The 15,601-nt window shown below is 70.9% G+C and carries 15 protein-coding genes and 1 pseudogene; 7 read left to right on the forward strand and 9 right to left on the reverse strand.

Annotated features, from left to right (window positions below):
• The 4 genes and pseudogenes from ABD120_RS29740 to ABD120_RS29755 form a co-directional block, all read left to right on the forward strand.
• Positions 1-370: pseudogene (locus ABD120_RS29740) on the forward strand (flavodoxin-dependent (E)-4-hydroxy-3-methylbut-2-enyl-diphosphate synthase); the annotation flags it as partial.
• Between the two features lie 221 nt (positions 371-591).
• Entirely contained in the window at positions 592-2,283 is a 1,692-nt protein-coding gene (locus tag ABD120_RS29745) for an alpha/beta hydrolase (RefSeq protein ID WP_343953475.1), read from the forward strand.
• A gap of 36 nt (positions 2,284-2,319) precedes the next feature.
• Positions 2,320-3,162, forward strand: a complete 843-nt coding sequence (locus tag ABD120_RS29750) for a GNAT family N-acetyltransferase (RefSeq protein WP_343953587.1) — start codon at positions 2,320-2,322, stop codon at positions 3,160-3,162.
• Between the two features lie 2 nt (positions 3,163-3,164).
• Positions 3,165-3,728: a mycothiol-dependent nitroreductase Rv2466c family protein gene (locus ABD120_RS29755; protein ID WP_343953476.1), complete on the forward strand. Its 564-nt coding sequence runs from the start codon at positions 3,165-3,167 to the stop codon at positions 3,726-3,728.
• Here the strand turns inward: ABD120_RS29755 and ABD120_RS29760 are convergent.
• Genes ABD120_RS29760 through ABD120_RS29775 form a run of 4 tightly spaced genes read right to left on the reverse strand, consistent with a single transcriptional unit; the run spans position 3,721 to position 7,023 of the window.
• Positions 3,721-4,095: a DUF3037 domain-containing protein gene (locus ABD120_RS29760; protein WP_343953477.1), complete on the reverse strand. Its 375-nt coding sequence runs from the start codon at positions 4,093-4,095 to the stop codon at positions 3,721-3,723. The two genes, ABD120_RS29755 and ABD120_RS29760, sit on opposite strands and share 8 nt — an antisense overlap.
• 2 nt (positions 4,096-4,097) lie before the next feature.
• Positions 4,098-4,904, reverse strand: a complete 807-nt coding sequence (locus ABD120_RS29765; RefSeq protein ID WP_343953478.1) for a HipA family kinase — start codon at positions 4,902-4,904, stop codon at positions 4,098-4,100.
• Positions 4,905-4,930: 26 nt separating this feature from the next.
• A complete protein-coding gene (locus ABD120_RS29770) occupies positions 4,931-5,779 on the reverse strand; it encodes a TIGR03619 family F420-dependent LLM class oxidoreductase (RefSeq protein WP_343953479.1) in 849 nt (282 codons plus the stop codon).
• Positions 5,776-7,023 (reverse strand): LLM class flavin-dependent oxidoreductase, encoded by a 1,248-nt coding sequence (locus tag ABD120_RS29775; RefSeq protein WP_343953480.1) that lies wholly within the window; start codon positions 7,021-7,023, stop codon positions 5,776-5,778. The genes ABD120_RS29770 and ABD120_RS29775 overlap by 4 nt, the downstream gene beginning before the upstream one ends.
• Positions 7,024-7,107: 84 nt before the next feature.
• Between ABD120_RS29775 and ABD120_RS29780 the strand changes: the two genes are divergently transcribed.
• Positions 7,108-7,926 (forward strand): TIGR03619 family F420-dependent LLM class oxidoreductase, encoded by an 819-nt coding sequence (locus ABD120_RS29780; RefSeq protein ID WP_343953481.1) that lies wholly within the window; start codon positions 7,108-7,110, stop codon positions 7,924-7,926.
• A gap of 169 nt (positions 7,927-8,095) precedes the next feature.
• Complete coding sequence (locus tag ABD120_RS29785) at positions 8,096-9,496, forward strand: serine/threonine-protein kinase (RefSeq protein WP_343953482.1); 1,401 nt, start codon at positions 8,096-8,098, stop codon at positions 9,494-9,496.
• A 102-nt stretch (positions 9,497-9,598) separates the two neighbouring features.
• On the opposite strand, the gene ABD120_RS29790 is transcribed toward ABD120_RS29785, so the two are convergent.
• Genes ABD120_RS29790 through ABD120_RS29805 form a run of 4 tightly spaced genes read right to left on the reverse strand, consistent with a single transcriptional unit; the run spans position 9,599 to position 13,833 of the window.
• A complete protein-coding gene (locus ABD120_RS29790) occupies positions 9,599-10,408 on the reverse strand; it encodes a carbohydrate ABC transporter permease (protein ID WP_343953483.1) in 810 nt (269 codons plus the stop codon).
• The gene (locus ABD120_RS29795; RefSeq protein WP_343953484.1) at positions 10,408-11,352 is read right to left on the reverse strand and encodes a carbohydrate ABC transporter permease; all 945 of its coding nucleotides are present in this window, start codon (positions 11,350-11,352) and stop codon (positions 10,408-10,410) included. Before ABD120_RS29795 ends, ABD120_RS29790 begins: the two co-directional genes overlap by 1 nt.
• Positions 11,349-12,614 carry an ABC transporter substrate-binding protein gene (locus tag ABD120_RS29800; protein WP_343953485.1) on the reverse strand — a complete coding sequence of 422 codons (1,266 nt, stop codon included), beginning with the start codon at positions 12,612-12,614 and terminating at the stop codon, positions 11,349-11,351. Before ABD120_RS29800 ends, ABD120_RS29795 begins: the two co-directional genes overlap by 4 nt.
• Positions 12,604-13,833 (reverse strand): Gfo/Idh/MocA family protein, encoded by a 1,230-nt coding sequence (locus ABD120_RS29805; RefSeq protein WP_343953486.1) that lies wholly within the window; start codon positions 13,831-13,833, stop codon positions 12,604-12,606. The genes ABD120_RS29800 and ABD120_RS29805 overlap by 11 nt, the downstream gene beginning before the upstream one ends.
• Before the next feature lie 140 nt (positions 13,834-13,973).
• Here ABD120_RS29805 and ABD120_RS29810 point away from each other — a divergent pair, with 140 nt between their 5' ends.
• Positions 13,974-15,029 carry an ROK family protein gene (locus ABD120_RS29810; protein ID WP_343953487.1) on the forward strand — a complete coding sequence of 352 codons (1,056 nt, stop codon included), beginning with the start codon at positions 13,974-13,976 and terminating at the stop codon, positions 15,027-15,029.
• On the opposite strand, the gene ABD120_RS29815 is transcribed toward ABD120_RS29810, so the two are convergent.
• Positions 15,026-15,556 carry a TetR/AcrR family transcriptional regulator gene (locus ABD120_RS29815; RefSeq protein WP_343953488.1) on the reverse strand — a complete coding sequence of 177 codons (531 nt, stop codon included), beginning with the start codon at positions 15,554-15,556 and terminating at the stop codon, positions 15,026-15,028. The genes ABD120_RS29810 and ABD120_RS29815 overlap by 4 nt on opposite strands.
• Positions 15,557-15,601 lie beyond the last annotated feature (45 nt).

Consider the following 15,601-nt stretch of genomic DNA (forward strand, 5'->3'; position numbering starts at 1 on the left):
GGAGTCGCTCGGGTTGCGTGAGCGTGGTCTGGAGATCGTGTCCTGTCCGTCGTGTGGTCGTGCCCAGGTCGATGTGTACACGCTGGCCGAGCAGGTGCAGGCGGGTCTTGAGGGTATGAAGGTGCCGTTGCGGGTGGCGGTGATGGGGTGTGTGGTCAACGGTCCGGGCGAGGCTCGTGAGGCCGATCTCGGGGTCGCCTCGGGCAACGGCAAGGGTCAGATCTTCGTGAAGGGTGAGGTCATCAAGACGGTGCCGGAGTCGCAGATCGTCGAGACCCTCATCGAGGAGGCGATGCGTATCGCCGAGGAGATGGGCGTGGAGATCGACCTCGACGACGACGCCGCAGGACCGCAGGTCACCGTCGGTTAGATGACAGGGCGCAATGCATTGATTACAGAGCGGTAAGCATTTCGCCATCCATAGGGTGACTGTACGGTCACGCACGGCAGCATCACTCTGCGTATGAGCAGAGGGGGAGCAGCCGGGTGAAGCGGGTCGTCGGGATCATCGCCACGATGGCGGTACTTGCAGTTGGGGCCCTCGGGGCCGAGGGTGCGACAGCGGGGGCTTCGGTCCCCCAGGCTCAGCAGGTGCCGAAGGCCGGACAGGCCGGGGCGGCGGGTGTGGCGGGTGTGGCCGAACTCACCGCCCCCCAGGTCGAATGGGGGGCGTGCCCCAAGGACGCCGAATCGGACTCCGGCACGGCCGAAACAAAGGCCCCAGAAACGGGCGCAGCAACAGGCGCAGAAACGGGCGCAGAAACGGGCGCAGAAAAGGCTCCCAAACAGGCCCCCGGCGGGGGTGCGGAAAAGGCCCCAGGAAAGGCCACGGCGGCCGAGCCCGCCTCGCCGGGAGTCGAGTGCGCGAGCGTCCGGGTACCGCTCGACTACCGCGACCCGTGGGGCCAGACGGTCAAGATCGCGCTCAACCGGGTCAAGGGCAGTGCCTCCCGCGACCACAACCACCTGGGCAGCCTGCTCGTCAACCCGGGCGGGCCCGGCGCCTCCGGCCGCGACCTGGCCGAGTACGTCGCCGCCGTCCTGCCCGAGAAGCTGGCGGCCCGCTACGACATCGTGGGCTTCGACCCGCGCGGCGTCGGCGCCAGCGAACCGGCCATCACCTGCGTCGAGGCCGCGCGCTTCTACGCGCCGCCGCGCCCCGACGCCGTCCCGCGCACCCAGGGCGACGAGAGCGTGCTCGTGAGCCGCGCCCGTGAGTACGCAGCCCGTTGCGGCAACCTGTGGGCCTGGTTCCTGCCGCACGTCAACACCGAGAACGCGGCCCGTGACATGGACATGATCAGGGCGGCGCTCGGCGAGCCGCGGATCAGCTTCCTCGGCTACTCCTACGGCACCTACCTGGGCGCCGCCTACGCCACGTTCTTCCCCGACAAGGTCAAGCGGCTCGTGCTCGACAGCGCGGTCGATCCGCGCGGCATCTGGTACCGGGCCAACCTGGCCCAGGACCGGGGCTTCGAGCGGCGCCACCGCGCCTTCCTGGGCTGGACGGCCGAGCACAACCAGGTCTACCGGCTGGGCCGTACGCTCAAGCAGACCGAGTTCGCCTGGTACGCGATGCGCTCGCGCTTGCGCGAGCGGCCCGCCGGAGGCGTGGTCGGGCCGAGCGAACTCGACGACCTGTTCACCGTCGGCGGCTACACGGACGCCGTCTGGCCCCGGCTGGCCCAGGCGTGGTCGCGGTACGTGCGCAAGGGCGAGGCCAAGGCGCTCACCCAGGCGTGGAAGGAGTACGGCGAGCAGGACACCGAGGACGAGAACGGCTACGCCGTCTACCTGAGCGTGCAGTGCCGCGACGCCGTCTGGCCGCGCAGCTGGTCGGTCTGGCGGGCCGACATGATCAGGCTGCACCGCATGGCGCCCTTCATGACCTGGCCGAACGCCTGGTACAACGCGCCCTGCGCGTTCTGGTCGGTGCCGGGGGGCACACCGCCGAGGATCCAGGGTTCGGACGAGCTGCCGCCGATCTTGATGATGCAGGCGAAGGACGACGCGGCGACGCCGTACGCGGGGTCGCTGAACATGCGCGGGCTCTTCCCGACCGCGCGCATGGTCGTCGTCCCCGGCGGCAACCACGGCGTCTCGCTGGCGGGCAACCGCTGCGCCGACCGGCATCTGGCGGCCTACCTCACCGACGGCTCGGTGCCCCGTTCCACGGTGTTCTGCGAGGCCGCGGCCTCGCCCCGGGCGACCACCAGGATGGCCGCCGAGCGCAGGTCCGGAGGGCAGAGTCAGGAAAGGCTCACCGAGCTCATCAGCAGATGAGCCATTCCGTGGGTGTTCGCGTAGTCTGACCGTGTGATGCTGCGTACATCGGCGTCGCGCGTGCTCGACGACGGCGATCGCGACGAGGTGCTCGGCCTGCTCGACGCCGATCCGGTCGCCAACGTCTTCGTCGCCTCACGAGTGCGGACGGTCGGCCTCAACCCGGTGCGGCTGGGCGGGCAGATGTGGGGCTTCGGGCCGCGCGGCGGCCTGGTCTCGCTCTGCTACGCCGGAGCCAATCTGGTGCCGGTCAACGCCGGTCCCGAGGCCGTGCACGCCTTCGCCGACCGGGCCCGCAGGCAGGGCCGCCGCTGTTCGTCGATCGTGGGCCCGCAGGCGGCGGTGTCGCTGCTGTGGGAGCGGCTGGAGCCGCACTGGGGGCGGGCGCGGGCCGTCCGCCGGGCGCAGCCGGTGCTGGCGACGGCGCAGAAGGCCCCGGTGGCGGCCGATCCGATGGTCCGGCGGGTCACGCCGGACCAGTTCGAGCGGCTGCTGCCCGCGTGCGTGTCGATGTTCACCGAAGAGGTCGGCGTCTCGCCCAACACCGGCGACGGTGGGGCGCTCTACCGCACGCGGGTGTCCGAGCTGATCAGGATCGGCCGCTCGTACGCGCGCATCGACGGCGACCAGGTGGTGTTCAAGGCGGAGATCGGCGCGGTGACGCCGTACGCGTGCCAGATCCAGGGCGTGTGGGTCGATCCCCGGCTGCGGGGGCGCGGGCACGCGGTGGCGGGCATGGCGGCGGTGGTCGAGGCGGCGCTGGCGTGTTTCGCGCCGGTCGTCACCCTGTACGTCAACGACTTCAACCACGCGGCGCGGGCGGTGTACCGGAAGGTGGGATTCCACGAGGTGGACACCTTCATGTCAGTACTCTTCTAGGTATGCAGGTCAGTTTCTGGTTCGATCCGACTTGTCCCTACACCTGGGTGACGTCACGGTGGCTGGTCGAGGCCGCCGCCGTACGATCGCTGGAGATCCGCTGGCGCCTGCTCAGTCTCGCGGCCCTCAACGAACACCTGGAGGTGGATCCGGAGGGCGACACCGAGGGCTACCTCTGGTACCCGGCGCGGCTCTGCGCGGCCGTCGAGCTGGCCCACGGCTCGCAGGGGCTCGGCCGCCTCTACACGGCGATGCAGGCCACGGACGGCTGGGAGTTCTCGGACGCGCTCAGGGCCGCGGGCCTGCCCGAGTCGCTGGCCTCCTCGGCCGAGGACGAAAGCTTCGACGACCACCTGCGCGCCTCGACGGCCGAAGGCGTGAACCGCGTCGGCCCGCACGTCGGCACCCCGATCATCGCGGCCGGTGACGTGGCCTTCTTCGGCCCGGTGATCTCCGAGGTGCCGCGCGGCGAGGCCGCCGGGCGGCTGTGGGACGCCACGCTCGTGCTCGCGGCCACCCCCGGTTTCCACGAGCTGAAGGGCCGCCCGCACGCCGAGCTCAGCTGATCCGTACCAGGCGGTCGAGCAGGTGGTCGAGCTCGGAGGCGGGGTCGGCGGTGAGGCCGGGGTGCACGGGGCCGGTCTGGACGACGGTGCTGCGCGGCGCGGTCAGCCAGCGGAACCGGGCGCCCAGCGGTTGCGCGGCCAGCGGCCCCTCTGCGGCCTCGCAGCTCAGCTCGAAGGAGCCCAGCGCCTGCCGCACCGCCGGGACGTCCGCGCGGGGGTCGAGGGCCAGCAGCCTGGCCTCGTCCAGTTCGACGCGGGCGCACAGGTAGGAGCGGGGCTGGCAGTACAGCAGCACGCCCGCGTTGATCTGCTCGCCGCGCTCCACCCGGGGCACGATCCTGATCGCGGCGTACTCGTATGCGTCCATGGTCACGCTCCGCCTCGCCAGAACTCGCCGACCGAACCGGGGCCGGACCTGGCCGCCCGGGGCCGGTCGCAGGTCAGCCACGTGCGCCGGCCGTGCGCGCGGGCCAGGAGGTGCTCGACGTAGGCGGCGCGCACGTCGGCGGCCGAGCCGAACCCGGGCTCGCCGTCCAGCCACTCGTCCGGCACCAGCGCGGTGACCTCGGCCAGAAGTTCGGGGGTGAGCCGCGCCGACAGCGCCGCCGCCGCGCGCTCCAGGTCGGCCGCGTACGGCGCGAGCACGTGGTCGCCCGCGTCGAAGGGCCGCTGGGGGTCGGCGGTGCGCCAGTTGTGGTGGAACCACAGCGCCGCCCCGTGGTCGATCAGCCACACCTCGTCGTGCCACACCAGGAGGTTGGGGTTGCGCCAGCTCCGGTCGATGTTGTGCACGAGGCCGTCGAACCACACCACCTGGGAGGCGAACCAGGGGTCGGGCGGCCAGGTGAGCGGCTCGAAGCCGAGCGCGCCGGGCAGGAAGTCGACGGCGAGGTTGCGCCCCGCGCTCTTGCGGAGCAGATCCTGCACCTCCTCGTCGGGCTCGCGGTCGCCGAACTGGGGGTCCATCTCGATCAGCTTCAGTTCGGGGGTGCGCAGTCCGAGCCGCCGGGCGAGCTCGGCGCAGACGATCTCGGCGACGAGGACGCGGCGGCCCTGCCCGGCCTCGCGGAACTTGACGGCGTAGGTGCCGAGGTCGTCCGCCTCGACCACGCCGGGCAGCGAGCCGCCCTCGCGCAGCGGCGTGACATACCGCGTCGCCGTGATGTTCTCCAACACGCAGGCAAGCCTACTGGCGGCCGGGTTCACATTTTCGCGATCACCTCCTCGGCGAAGCGCTCCATCGTGGCGAGTTTGAGTTCCAGGGTGCCCTCGCCGTGCCTGGCCTTCTCCTCGGGGGTGGCCAGCCACCAGGGGGCGGCCATGGTGGCGGTCACGCCCCTGGCCGCCATCCGCCGGTAGGCGCCGGCCTCGGGAAGCATCGCCAGCGGGGCGACGACCTCGAAGGGGCGGTCCTTCGGCAGCCGCCCGAGCACCGGTTCGAGCTGCTCCTCGGTGTAGATCCGGTTGCCGAGCCAGCCGTCGCCGAGCCGGGCGGCGCGGCGCAGGGCGGCGTCGCTGTCGCCGCCGACGTAGACGGGGACCGGGCCCTCAGGGGTCGGCGAGATGGACAACGCGGGCAGGCCGTCCAGTTCGACGCGGGCGCCGGTCCACAGCGAGCGCAGCGCCGGGATCATCGTGTCCAGCCGCCGCCCGCGCGTGTGGAAGTCCTGGCCGGTGGCCACGAACTCCTCCTTGCACCAGCCGACGCCCACGCCGAACGTCACCCGCTCGCCCGACAGCACCGCCGCCGTGGACACCTGCTTGGCCACCGTGAACAGGTCGCGGGCCGGGGCGATGTAGACGTTCGGCGAGAAGCGCAGCGTCGTGGTGACCGCCGCCATCGCCGCGATCGTCACCCACGGGTCCGGCCAGTGGGTGCTCGCGTCCCAGCGCGGCCGCCCGCTCTTCGAATACGGGTACGGCGAGGCGAAGTCGGCGTAGAAGAGGTGGTCGGAGAGCGTGAGCGTGTCGAACCCGAGGCGTTCGGCGGCCTTGGCCAGCTCCAGGTACTGGTCGGTGGGGACGAACGAGGCCCCCAGCCAGAATCTCACTGGAACTCCGGGATGACCTTGGTGGCGAACAGCTCCAGGTTGCGCTTGACCGTGTCGAGCGGCAGCACGCCCTGCTGGCCCTGCATGTACAGGCCGAACCACTCCAGGTCCGGCATGCGGTCGAGCATGCGCTGGATGCCGCGCTTGACGTCGTCGGGGGTGCCGAACAGCGCCATCTCGACGTCGTTCATGCGCCGCGCGTCGCCCTTCTCCGGCGAGATGGGCCGATGTTTCTCGTCCTCCTTCTTGCGCAGCACCTCCAGGTAGCCGAAGGGGCCGAAGAAGGCGGCGAAGTCCTTCGGGATGCTGCGGCCGAAGGTGTCCATGGCCTCCTGCGCGGTGTCCGCGATGCCGACGATCTTGAGGATGCCGGTGTGCTCGCCGAGCTTGTAGTGCCGCCCCTGGCGGGCCGACTCCTCCTGGTAGAGCTTGGCCTTGGCGGCGTGGTCGTCGGGGTTCGGGGTGAACATCCAGGGCAGGATGTCCTCCTGCGCGGCTCTGATCACCGACCGGTCGGAGATCGTGAACGGCTGCCACAGCTCGGGGTGCGGGTTCTGGTACGGCCTGGGGCAGACCGACACCGCCTGGACCCGGCCGTCGTCGGCGATCTCCCCGGGCGCCCCGAAGGTCCGCGTCCACTCCACGGCGGGCCAGCCCTCGATGCCCTCGTACGGGTAGGGGATCTCGTAGTCGAGCACGTCGGAGCGGTACCGGACGGTGTCCTGGGTCCAGGCCATCTTCATGATCTTGAGGACTTCGCCGAACACGTCGAAGTTGCGGGTGTCCGAGGCCGAGCCGTCGGAGCGGGCGGCGGCGGCCTTCCAGCGCTGGCCCAGTACGTTCATCCAGCGGTTCTGGTAGCCCCTGGCCACGCCGAGGCGCAGCCGTCCCCGGCTGAACTGGTCGAGCAGCGCCACGTCCTCCGCGGCTCTGATCGGGTCCCAGGCGGGCAGGACCATGCCGAGGGGGGCGAGCAGGATGCGCTCGGTCCTGGCGGCCAGGTCGGTGAGGAACATGAGGGGGTTGACCGAGAACTCCATGCCCTCGGAGTGGAAATGGTGCTCGGTCATCATCAGCGCGTCGAAGCCGATCCGGTCGGCGTGGACGGCGATCTCCCGCACCTCGTGCAGCAGTCTCTGGTACGACTCGGTGTCCCGCCCGATCGGCCGTCTGGCCTTGGCGTTCTCCTCGGCCGCGTATCCGGAGCCGGGGATCTGCGGGTTCAGGAAGATGGAAAACTTCACCGGAATCCTCTCCGCGGGGTCTCTGAGCGGCAAGTTACTCCAATAATGTTAGGCGAGCAATCGCTTGGTTGACAGGAGGTCGAGATGCGACTGGGTGTCATGATGATGACCAGTGATCTGGCGATGCCGGTCCCCGAGCTCGCGCGGGCGGCGGAGGAACGCGGATTCGTGTCGCTGTTCGTGCCCGAGCACACGCACATGCCGGTCGAGCGATCCAGGCTGGGGCCTGTTTCCGAGGAGGGCGGCGAACTGCCCGAGCCGTACCGGCGCAGCCTGGACCCGCTGGTGGTGCTCGCGGCTGCGGCGTCGGTCACCACCGTGATCCGGCTCGGCACCGCCGTCCTGCTGCCCGCCCAGCGGGAGCCGATAGTGACCGCCAAGGCCGTCGCCACCCTCGACCGCCTGTCGGGCGGTCGGGTGGTGCTCGGGGTCGGGTACGGCTGGAACCGCGAGGAGGTCGAGAACCACGGCGTGCCCTTCGGGGAGCGGCGGGAGACCGTCCGGCGGGTCGTGTCGCGGATGCGGGAACTGTGGCGGGAGGAGGTGGCCGAGTTCGACGGCATGACGCCGTCGTGGTCGTGGCCCAAGCCGATCTCGGGGCCGCCCGTCTACATCGGCGGCGGCGCGGGGCCCAAGCTGTTCGCGCAGATCGCGGAGTACGCCGACGGGTGGATGCCGATCGGCGGCAGCGGGCTGGCGGCGGCGTTGCCCGCGCTGCGCGAGGCGTGCGAGCGGGCCGGGCGGCCGATGGCGGACGTGCTGCCGGTGGGGACGCTGCCGACGCGGGAGAAACTCGACCATCTCGCCGGGCTGGGGGTCGAGGAGGTCGTGGCCGGGCTGCCCAGCGGACCGGCGGAGGAGGTGCTGCCGGTGCTCGACGCGTACGCCGCCGCCTTCCTGTGAGGTGCGGCCTTCCTGCGCATGGTGGTCGAGCGGCGGGATCGGTTCCGGAAGGCTCGGGGTTCTGTGGCGGCCCGTCTCGGGCTTTCCGGCGGACCGTTCGCGATCGTGCCTGCCATAATCTCGGGTTATGTCGGGATTGACGGAGTTGCTCCCTCAGGACCCTCGGCGGTTGGGAACGTACCAGCTCGACGGGCGGCTCGGGCAGGGTGGCCAGGGCGTGGTCTTCCGCGGACGCACGCCCACGGGCGCCCAGGTCGCGATCAAGCTCCTGCACGGCAGCGTGGCCGCCGACCCCGAGGTGCGCAGGCGCTTCCTCGCCGAGGTCGACGCGGTACGCCGGGTGGCGCCGTTCTGCACCGCCCAGGTGCTCGACGCCTCGCTCGACGGCGATCGGCCGTACCTGGTGAGCGAGTACGTGGACGGCGTCTCCCTGCGCGAGCACGTCGTCGCCGACGGGCCGAGAACGGGCGGCTCGCTCGACCGGATCGCCATCGGCACCGCCACCGCGCTCGGCGCCATCCACCGCGCCGGAGTCGTGCACCGCGACTTCAAGCCGGGCAACGTGCTGCTCGGCCTCGACGGGCCGCGAGTGATCGACTTCGGTGTCTCGCGGCTCATGGACTCGACCGTCACCACCGGCCAGATCCCCGTCGGAACGCCCGCCTATCTGGCGCCGGAACGCATCGAGGGGCAGCAGGCGGGTCCGGCCGCCGACGTGTACGCCTGGGCGCTGACCGTCGCCTACACCGCGAACGGCCGCCAGGCGTTCACCGCGGAGACCTACCAGGAGGTGCTGGCCCGCATCCTGTACGGCAAGCCCGACCTGGGCTCGCTGTCCGGGCGGCTGCTTGAGATCGTGCAGGCGTGCCTGGTCGCCGACCCCGTCGCCCGGCCGGACGCGGAGGCGGTGCTGCGCTTCCTGCTGGCGGGCGACGCCGGCGGCGACGTCCTGACCTCCGGTGCCATGGCCGCGCTCGGCGCCGACCCGAAACCCGCCGCCTCCGAGCGGACGGTCCCCTTCCAGGCGGTGTCCGTCAGGACGGCATCGGGCCGGGCGGCGGCTGTGCAGACGACGTCGTTCCCCGCGCTGTCCGACCGATTCAGCCAGCTGGTGCCCGAAGAGGCAGGGGCTGATCAGGGAGAGGCCGATCAGACGGTGACCGGCGGGCGCCGGGGCGGCCGGGCGTGGGCGTGGGCGTCCGCCGGCGTCGTCCTGGTGGCGGCGCTCGGGGGGCTCGGCTGGTGGTTTCTGCAGCCGCCGGGGCTGGCCGGGGTGTGGACGGGCTCCGCCGACCACGTCACCGCGGGCCGGGTCTTCCCGGTGGAGATCCGGATCCCGCAGGACGGCACGGGCAGCATGCTCTGGGGCGCCGACCTGAAGTGCTCGGCCAGCCTCGCACCCACCGAGGCCGCGTGGGTCTTCCAGCTCGAAAGCGTCAAGGGCAAGGAATGCCACCCGGGGACGCTTCACTTCCTCCCGCAGAACACGAACGACAAGGCCGGCTTCAACGTGGTCCGCAAGGGCCAGGACGCCGTCACCTACTCGGGAGCGGTCTCCCGGCTCTCCTGAGCGCGGCGACGGCGCCCGCTGTCACTTCAGACGCCGCCCGCCTCCGCTCAGGGCACCGAGCCTCACGTCAGAGCGCCCGCCTCCGCTTCAGGCGTCCGTGCGTCACTTCAGGGCGCCGGCCGTGAGCCCGGCCACGATCCGGCGCTGGAACACCAGGACCAGGATCACCAGGGGGATCGTCACCAGGACCCCGGCCGCCATCTGGGTGCCGAAGGGGGTGTCGAACTTGGCGGCGCCGGTGAACTGGGCGATCCGTACGGTCGCCGTCTGCAACGCCTCGTTGTTGATCATGGTGACCGCGATGATGAACTCGTTCCAGGTGGCGATGAAGGCGATGATCGCCGTCGTGAACACGCCGGGCGCGGCCAGCGGCAGCAGCACCTTCCGGAACGCCGTGAACGCCGTACAGCCGTCGATCATGGCCGCCTGCTCCAGTTCGAGCGGGAGCTGACGGAAGAAGACCGTGAGGTTCCAGACGGTGAGCGGCAGCGCGAACGACATGGACGGCACGATCATCGCCTGGTAGGTGTTGATCCACCCGATGTCCGTGAACAGCTTCAGCAGCGGCACGATCAGCAGCGCCCCCGGGAACATGGAGACGGCGATGATGAGCGCCAGCACCACGTTCTTGCCCCGGAAGGTCAGCCGCGCCAGCGCGTAGGCGGTCATGGTGCCGACCAGCAGGGTCACGACGGTGGCGACCCCGGCGACGAGCAGGCTGTTGGCGAGCGCCCGGCCGAAGCCGCTGCCCTCGTCGAAGACGGCGGAGTAACTCTCCAGCGACCACGGCGCCGGCACCGGCGACTTGTCGTAGATGTCGGAGGTGCGGCGGAAACTGGAGACCACCATCCAGTAGAACGGCACCAGGCAGAACAGGGCGATGCCGATCAGCCCGGATCTACGCAGCAGCATCACGCGCCTCCCTTCTTGCGCGCCCGCACGTCCGACAGCAGGTCGGCGCCGAGCAGCTTGACGAAGACGAACGCGATCAGCGCGATGTAGACGAACAGCGCGGTCCCGTACGCCGAGGCCGGTCCGTAGTTCACGCGGGTGGCCTCGTCCCAGATCAGGCCGGACAGCGTCTCGACGGACTCCTTGCGTGGCCCGATGAGCACGTACGGCAGGTCGAAGACGCGCAGCGCGTCCATGAGCCGGAACAGCACCGCGACCAGCATGGCCGGCTTGACCAGCGGCAGCGTGATCCGCCAGAAGCGCTGGGCGGCGGTGGCGCCGTCCACGCGGGCGGCCTCGTGGACCTCGGCGGGGATGATCTGCAGCCCGGCCAGCACCAGCAGGCCGACGAACGGCGAGGTCTTCCAGACGTCGGCGATGACGACGGCGAGCTTGGCCCAGACCCCGTCGGCGGTCCAGAGGATGTCGGTGCCGAGGAGGGTGTTGGCGACGCCGTCCGCCTGGAAGATCCACTTCCACATGAGGCCGGACACCGCGGTCGGCACCGCCCACGGGATCAGGATGGAGGCCCGAAGCAGTGCCCGGCCTCGGAAGGCACGGTGCATGACCAGCGCCATCGCCGTGCCGAGGACGATCTCCAGCGACACGGTGACGACGGTGAACAGCGTGGTGTTGAGGGTCGCGTTGAGGAAGCGGTCGCCGATGACCCCGGCGTAGTTGGCGAACCCGGTGAACACCTCGCCCTCGACGATGAAGCCGTCGGCGTCGAGGCCGCCCGAGGTGTAGAACGACTCGCGGATCGCGGCGACGAGCGGGTAGAACACCACGAGCGCCAGCACGACCAGCGTCGGCGACACCATGCCCAGGGCGAGCAGGTTCTGCTCCTTGACGGCGGAGCGGGCGACCCGCCCGCTCCGCGCTCCCGTCCGGGTCGGCTGGGTCACTTGAGCAGGCCGCTCAGGGTGGTCTGGAGCTCGGTGAGCCCTTGGTCGGCCGGCTTGGCGCCGCTGAGGATCGAGTAGGCGGCCTCCTGGATGGCGGCGGTCACGTCGCCGTACTTGACCGCCGAGGGCCTGGGCTTGGCGGCCAGGATGGCCTCCTTGAGCGCGGGCAGGTAGGGGTAGAGCTTGATCAGCTCGGGGTCGTCGTAGAGCGCGGCCCTGGCCAGCGGGGCCGACTGCACCAGCGCGAACGCCTTGGTCTGCTCGGCCGAGGTGAGGAAGGCGAGGAAGTCCTTGGCCGTCTGCTTCTTCGTGGAGAAGGACGACAGGGCCACGTTGTTGCCGCCGAGGGTGCCGGCGCCGATGCCGCTCAGGCCCGGGATGGGGGCCACGCCCACCTTGCCGGCGACCTTGCTGGAGCCGTCCTTCTTGTTGGCGGCCTCGTACATGTAGGCCCAGTTGCGGTAGAAGAGCAGCTTGTTCTCCTGGAAGGCGACGCGGCCCTCCTCCTCCTTGTAGGTGATCGCCTCCTTGGGGATCATCCCGGACTTGAAGCCGTCGGCGAGGAAGCTCGCGCCCGCCTTGGCGGCGTCGGTGGTGAGCTGCGGCTGGCCGGAGTCGTCGAGGAACTGCCCGCCCGCCGAGTTGATCGCCTCGGAGAAGTTGACGGTCAGGCCCTCGTACTTGTCGTGCTGCCCGCTGTAACAGGCCATGCCCTTCTGCTTGGGCAGCACCCGGTCGCAGATCTCCTTCATCTCCGCCCAGGTCTTGGGCGGCTCCTTGACCAGGTCGTTGCGGTAGTAGAACAGGCCGGTGCCGGTGAACATCGGCATCGCGTACAGCTTGCCCCGGTAGCTGGCGGCCTCGACCGTCGGCGGCAGGAAGGGGCTGACGTCCACGCCGGTGAGCTCGTCCACCCAGCGGTTGGCGGCGAACTCGGCGGTCCAGACGACGTCGGTCAGGATCAGGTCGAAGGCGTCGGACTTGGTCTGCGCGTTCTGCATGAGCTTGCGGCGCTGTTCGTCGGCGCTCTCGGGGAGCAGGACGACGTTGACCTTCTCGTTCGGGTTCTTGGCGTTCCAGGCTTCGATGATCTTCGCGATGCCGTCGGCCTCGAACTTGCCGCTGGCGAAGGTGATCGGCCCGCGTCCCTCCCCGCCCGAGGCGGGACTGCCGGAGGCGGCGGTGCCGGAGGTGCCGGTGTTGCCGCACGCCACGAGGCTGACGCCCAGGATCGCGACGGCCGTGATGGTTCTAGCGTGCATGGGGAGTTCCTTCCAGGGTGACGGTGGTGCCGTCGAGGCGGGATCTTTCTGCCGCCCAGGCGATCAGGTGGCTGTGCAGGCTCTCGCGGGGAGAGGACAGCACCGCCGTACGGTCTCCGCTCTCGACCGCGGTGAGGAAGGCGTCGACCAGGCCCTCGTCGCCGCCGCCGTGCCCGCCCGCCGCGGTGCCGTCGCCGGCGGCCGTGGTGTCGATCTTCGTGGTGACGCCGGTGACGAAGTCGGTCACCCGCAGCACCTCGCCGTCTCCGTCGATGGAGCCGTGGGTGCCGAAGATCCGGGTCTGGCGGTGGGTCTGCGGTGTGAAGGCGGTCATGGTGAACGCGGCGGTGGCGCCGCTCGCGAACTCCATGTTCACGACCTGGTGGTCGACGACGTCGTTGTCGCAGGCGTACACGCATCTGCCGTAGGGGCCGGTGCGCAGCGCCCGCTCGATGCCCTCCTCGGACAGGTCGTCGGTGAGCACGGACACCGGCCAGACGTCGCGGCCGGCGAGCGGCATGTACAGCCGGGGTGCGGAGTAGGGGCAGGTGGACTCGACCGAGCAGTCGAGGCAGCGGTCGGCGGCGCCCTCCGGCCGGTTGTCCGCGGTGAAGTGCTTGAGCCCGCCGAAGGACGAGACCCGGGTGACGGGCTGGTCCATGATGTGGACGAGCCAGTCGAGGTCGTGGGTGGACTTGGCCAGCAGCATGAAGGTGGACTCGTCGGTGCGCCGCCAGTTGCCGCGCACGTAGGAGTGGGCCTGGTGCCACCAGCCGACGGGTTCCAGGTGCTGGACACTGATGATCTCGCCGATGCGGCCGGTGTCGAGCAGGTCCTTCAGCGTCCGTGTGTACGGCGTGTAGCGCAGGACGTGGCAGACGGCGAAGACGGTGCCGGCGCGTTCGGCGGCCTCGACGATGCGGCGGCAGTCCTCCTCGCGGACGGCCATCGGCTTCTCCAGCAGGATGTGGTAGCCGAGTTCGGCGAAGCGCACGGCGGGCTCGACGTGGTCGGCGTCCTGCGTGGCGATGACGACGGCGTCGGCCTGCCGGGGGAGCGCCGCCAGTTCGCGCCAGTCTGCGTAGTGGGCGGCCTGCGGATATCTGGCCCGGCGGCCGGGCACGGGGTCGGCCACCGCGACCACTTCGGCGCGTCCCGTGGCATGCCGGGCGTACCCGGCACCTCGCGAACCCGCGCCGACGACGGCCAGTGTCACCATGCAACCCTCCACATATGTAACCCATTCACGTATGTCGGCTGATGCTAGGATCCGAGGTCACATGGGTCAATAGGGAGAAGAGGTCACATTTATGAAACGAGGTCGCATAAGTGGCGGTTGACGCGTCTCTTCTCCGCCGGGTGAACACCCAGGTCACGCTGAAAGCCCTGCGCGTCGAGGGAGTCGCGACGCTGACGCGGCTCGGCCGCATCACCGGATTGTCGCGGCAGACCGTCGAAGCGGTGCTCGACGAGCTCGCTGGGCGCGGCTGGGTCAGGGAGATCCCCCCGGACGGCGGCGCGATGGGGCGGCCCGCGCGCAGATTCGGCTTCCGGGCCGACGCCGGATTCGTGGCCGGGGTGGACATCGGCGCCAACAAGATCCTCGTCGCGCTCGGCGACCTCAACGGCGAGGTGGTCGCCTGGGAACGGGTCTCGGTATCGGCCGAGGCCCCCGCCTCCGAGCGGCTGGAGATCGCCCGGCGGGCGACGCTCGCCTGCGTCGACGCCGCCGGGGTGCCCAGGACGCGGGTGTGGGCGGTGTGCGCGGGCACCTCGGGTGTCGTCGATCGCTCCGGCCGGGTGTCGCTGTCGATCGTGCTGCCCGGCTGGACCGGTGTCGACCTCGCCGGACTCGCCGGGGGCTGGTTCGGCTGCACGGGGCTGGCGGCCAACGACGCCAACCTGGCCGTGCGGGCCGAGCACTGGCGCGGGAGCGCGCAGCACGCGGCCGATGTCGTGTACGTGCTCGCCGGTCACCGGATAGGAGCGGGCGTCCTCATCGACGGGCAGCTGCACAGGGGGCGGACGGGCGCCGCGGGCGAGATCGGGGCGCTGCGCCAGGTCGCCTGGGAGGGCGCCGCCACCCGGCTGCTCGACCACGGCGAGGCCGGCACGGTCTTCGACGCCGCCCGCGCCGGGGACGCGGACGCGATCGAGGCCGTGGAGGGCTTCGCCGAGCGACTCGCGATCGGCGCGGCGGCGCTGGTGCTGGCCATCGACCCCGACCTGCTGGTGGTCGGCGGCGGCTACTCGCGGGCGGGTGAGGTGCTGCTGGAGCCCTTCCGCCGGCACCTGACCGAGCTGTGCCTGGGCGTGCCGGAGGTGGTCACCTCGACGCTCGGCGACGAGAGCGTGGCGCTGGGCGGGGTGCGCCTGGCCCTGGACCACGTGGAACGCGAGGTCCTCGGACTCTAGAAGGCGGCGGCCGTCTTCAGCAGCTGTTCGAGCACGACGTCCTCCGGCAGCTCCATGGTGTGGACGACGCCCCAGTGGACCGCGCCCAGCAGGGCCCAGCCGCGTACGGTGGCCCGCTCGTCCGGGTCGGGGCCGGTGAGCCTGGCGAGGATCTCGGCGCGGAAGTGGCCGATCAGCTCGCCGGGTGTGCCGGGCGGCGCCTGCTCGGCGCTGCCCAGGTCGTCCATGAGCAGGCGGATCACCGCGCGGTGCCGTACGGCGGCCGTGACCATCGCCTCGACCAGCGCCTCGCGCGTGTCGTACGACGTGGAGAGCATCCGCAGGATGTCGTCGGCGGCCGGGGCGATCAGTTCGGCGGCCAGCTTGCCCTTCGGGTGGAAGTGGTAGGCGACGGCGGTCTTGGTCAGTCCCACCTCGGCGGCGATGTCGGCCAGTGAGGTGGCGGCGTAGCCGCGCTCGGCGAACAGCCGCTGGGCGGCGGTGAGTATTCGGCCTCGGGTGTCGCTCCCGTGGTCGGCTGTGGTCATCGTCTCATTTCCCTGGTTTCGGTCATTTCGCTGTCTGTCGCCTCT

The sequence above is a fragment of the Nonomuraea longicatena genome (assembly GCF_039525605.1).
Lineage (GTDB): Bacteria > Actinomycetota > Actinomycetes > Streptosporangiales > Streptosporangiaceae > Nonomuraea > Nonomuraea longicatena.

Coding starts and splice junctions, on each gene's coding strand:
- ABD120_RS29780 (WP_343953481.1), top strand. CDS start 7,108: ATGCGACTGGGTGTCATGATGATGACCAGTGATCTGGCGATGCCGGTC.
- ABD120_RS29790 (WP_343953483.1), bottom strand. CDS start 10,408: ATGCTGCTGCGTAGATCCGGGCTGATCGGCATCGCCCTGTTCTGCCTG.
- ABD120_RS29805 (WP_343953486.1), bottom strand. CDS start 13,833: ATGGTGACACTGGCCGTCGTCGGCGCGGGTTCGCGAGGTGCCGGGTAC.
- ABD120_RS29800 (WP_343953485.1), bottom strand. CDS start 12,614: ATGCACGCTAGAACCATCACGGCCGTCGCGATCCTGGGCGTCAGCCTC.
- ABD120_RS29750 (WP_343953587.1), top strand. CDS start 2,320: ATGCTGCGTACATCGGCGTCGCGCGTGCTCGACGACGGCGATCGCGAC.
- ABD120_RS29755 (WP_343953476.1), top strand. CDS start 3,165: ATGCAGGTCAGTTTCTGGTTCGATCCGACTTGTCCCTACACCTGGGTG.
- ABD120_RS29760 (WP_343953477.1), bottom strand. CDS start 4,095: ATGGACGCATACGAGTACGCCGCGATCAGGATCGTGCCCCGGGTGGAG.
- ABD120_RS29815 (WP_343953488.1), bottom strand. CDS start 15,556: ATGACCACAGCCGACCACGGGAGCGACACCCGAGGCCGAATACTCACC.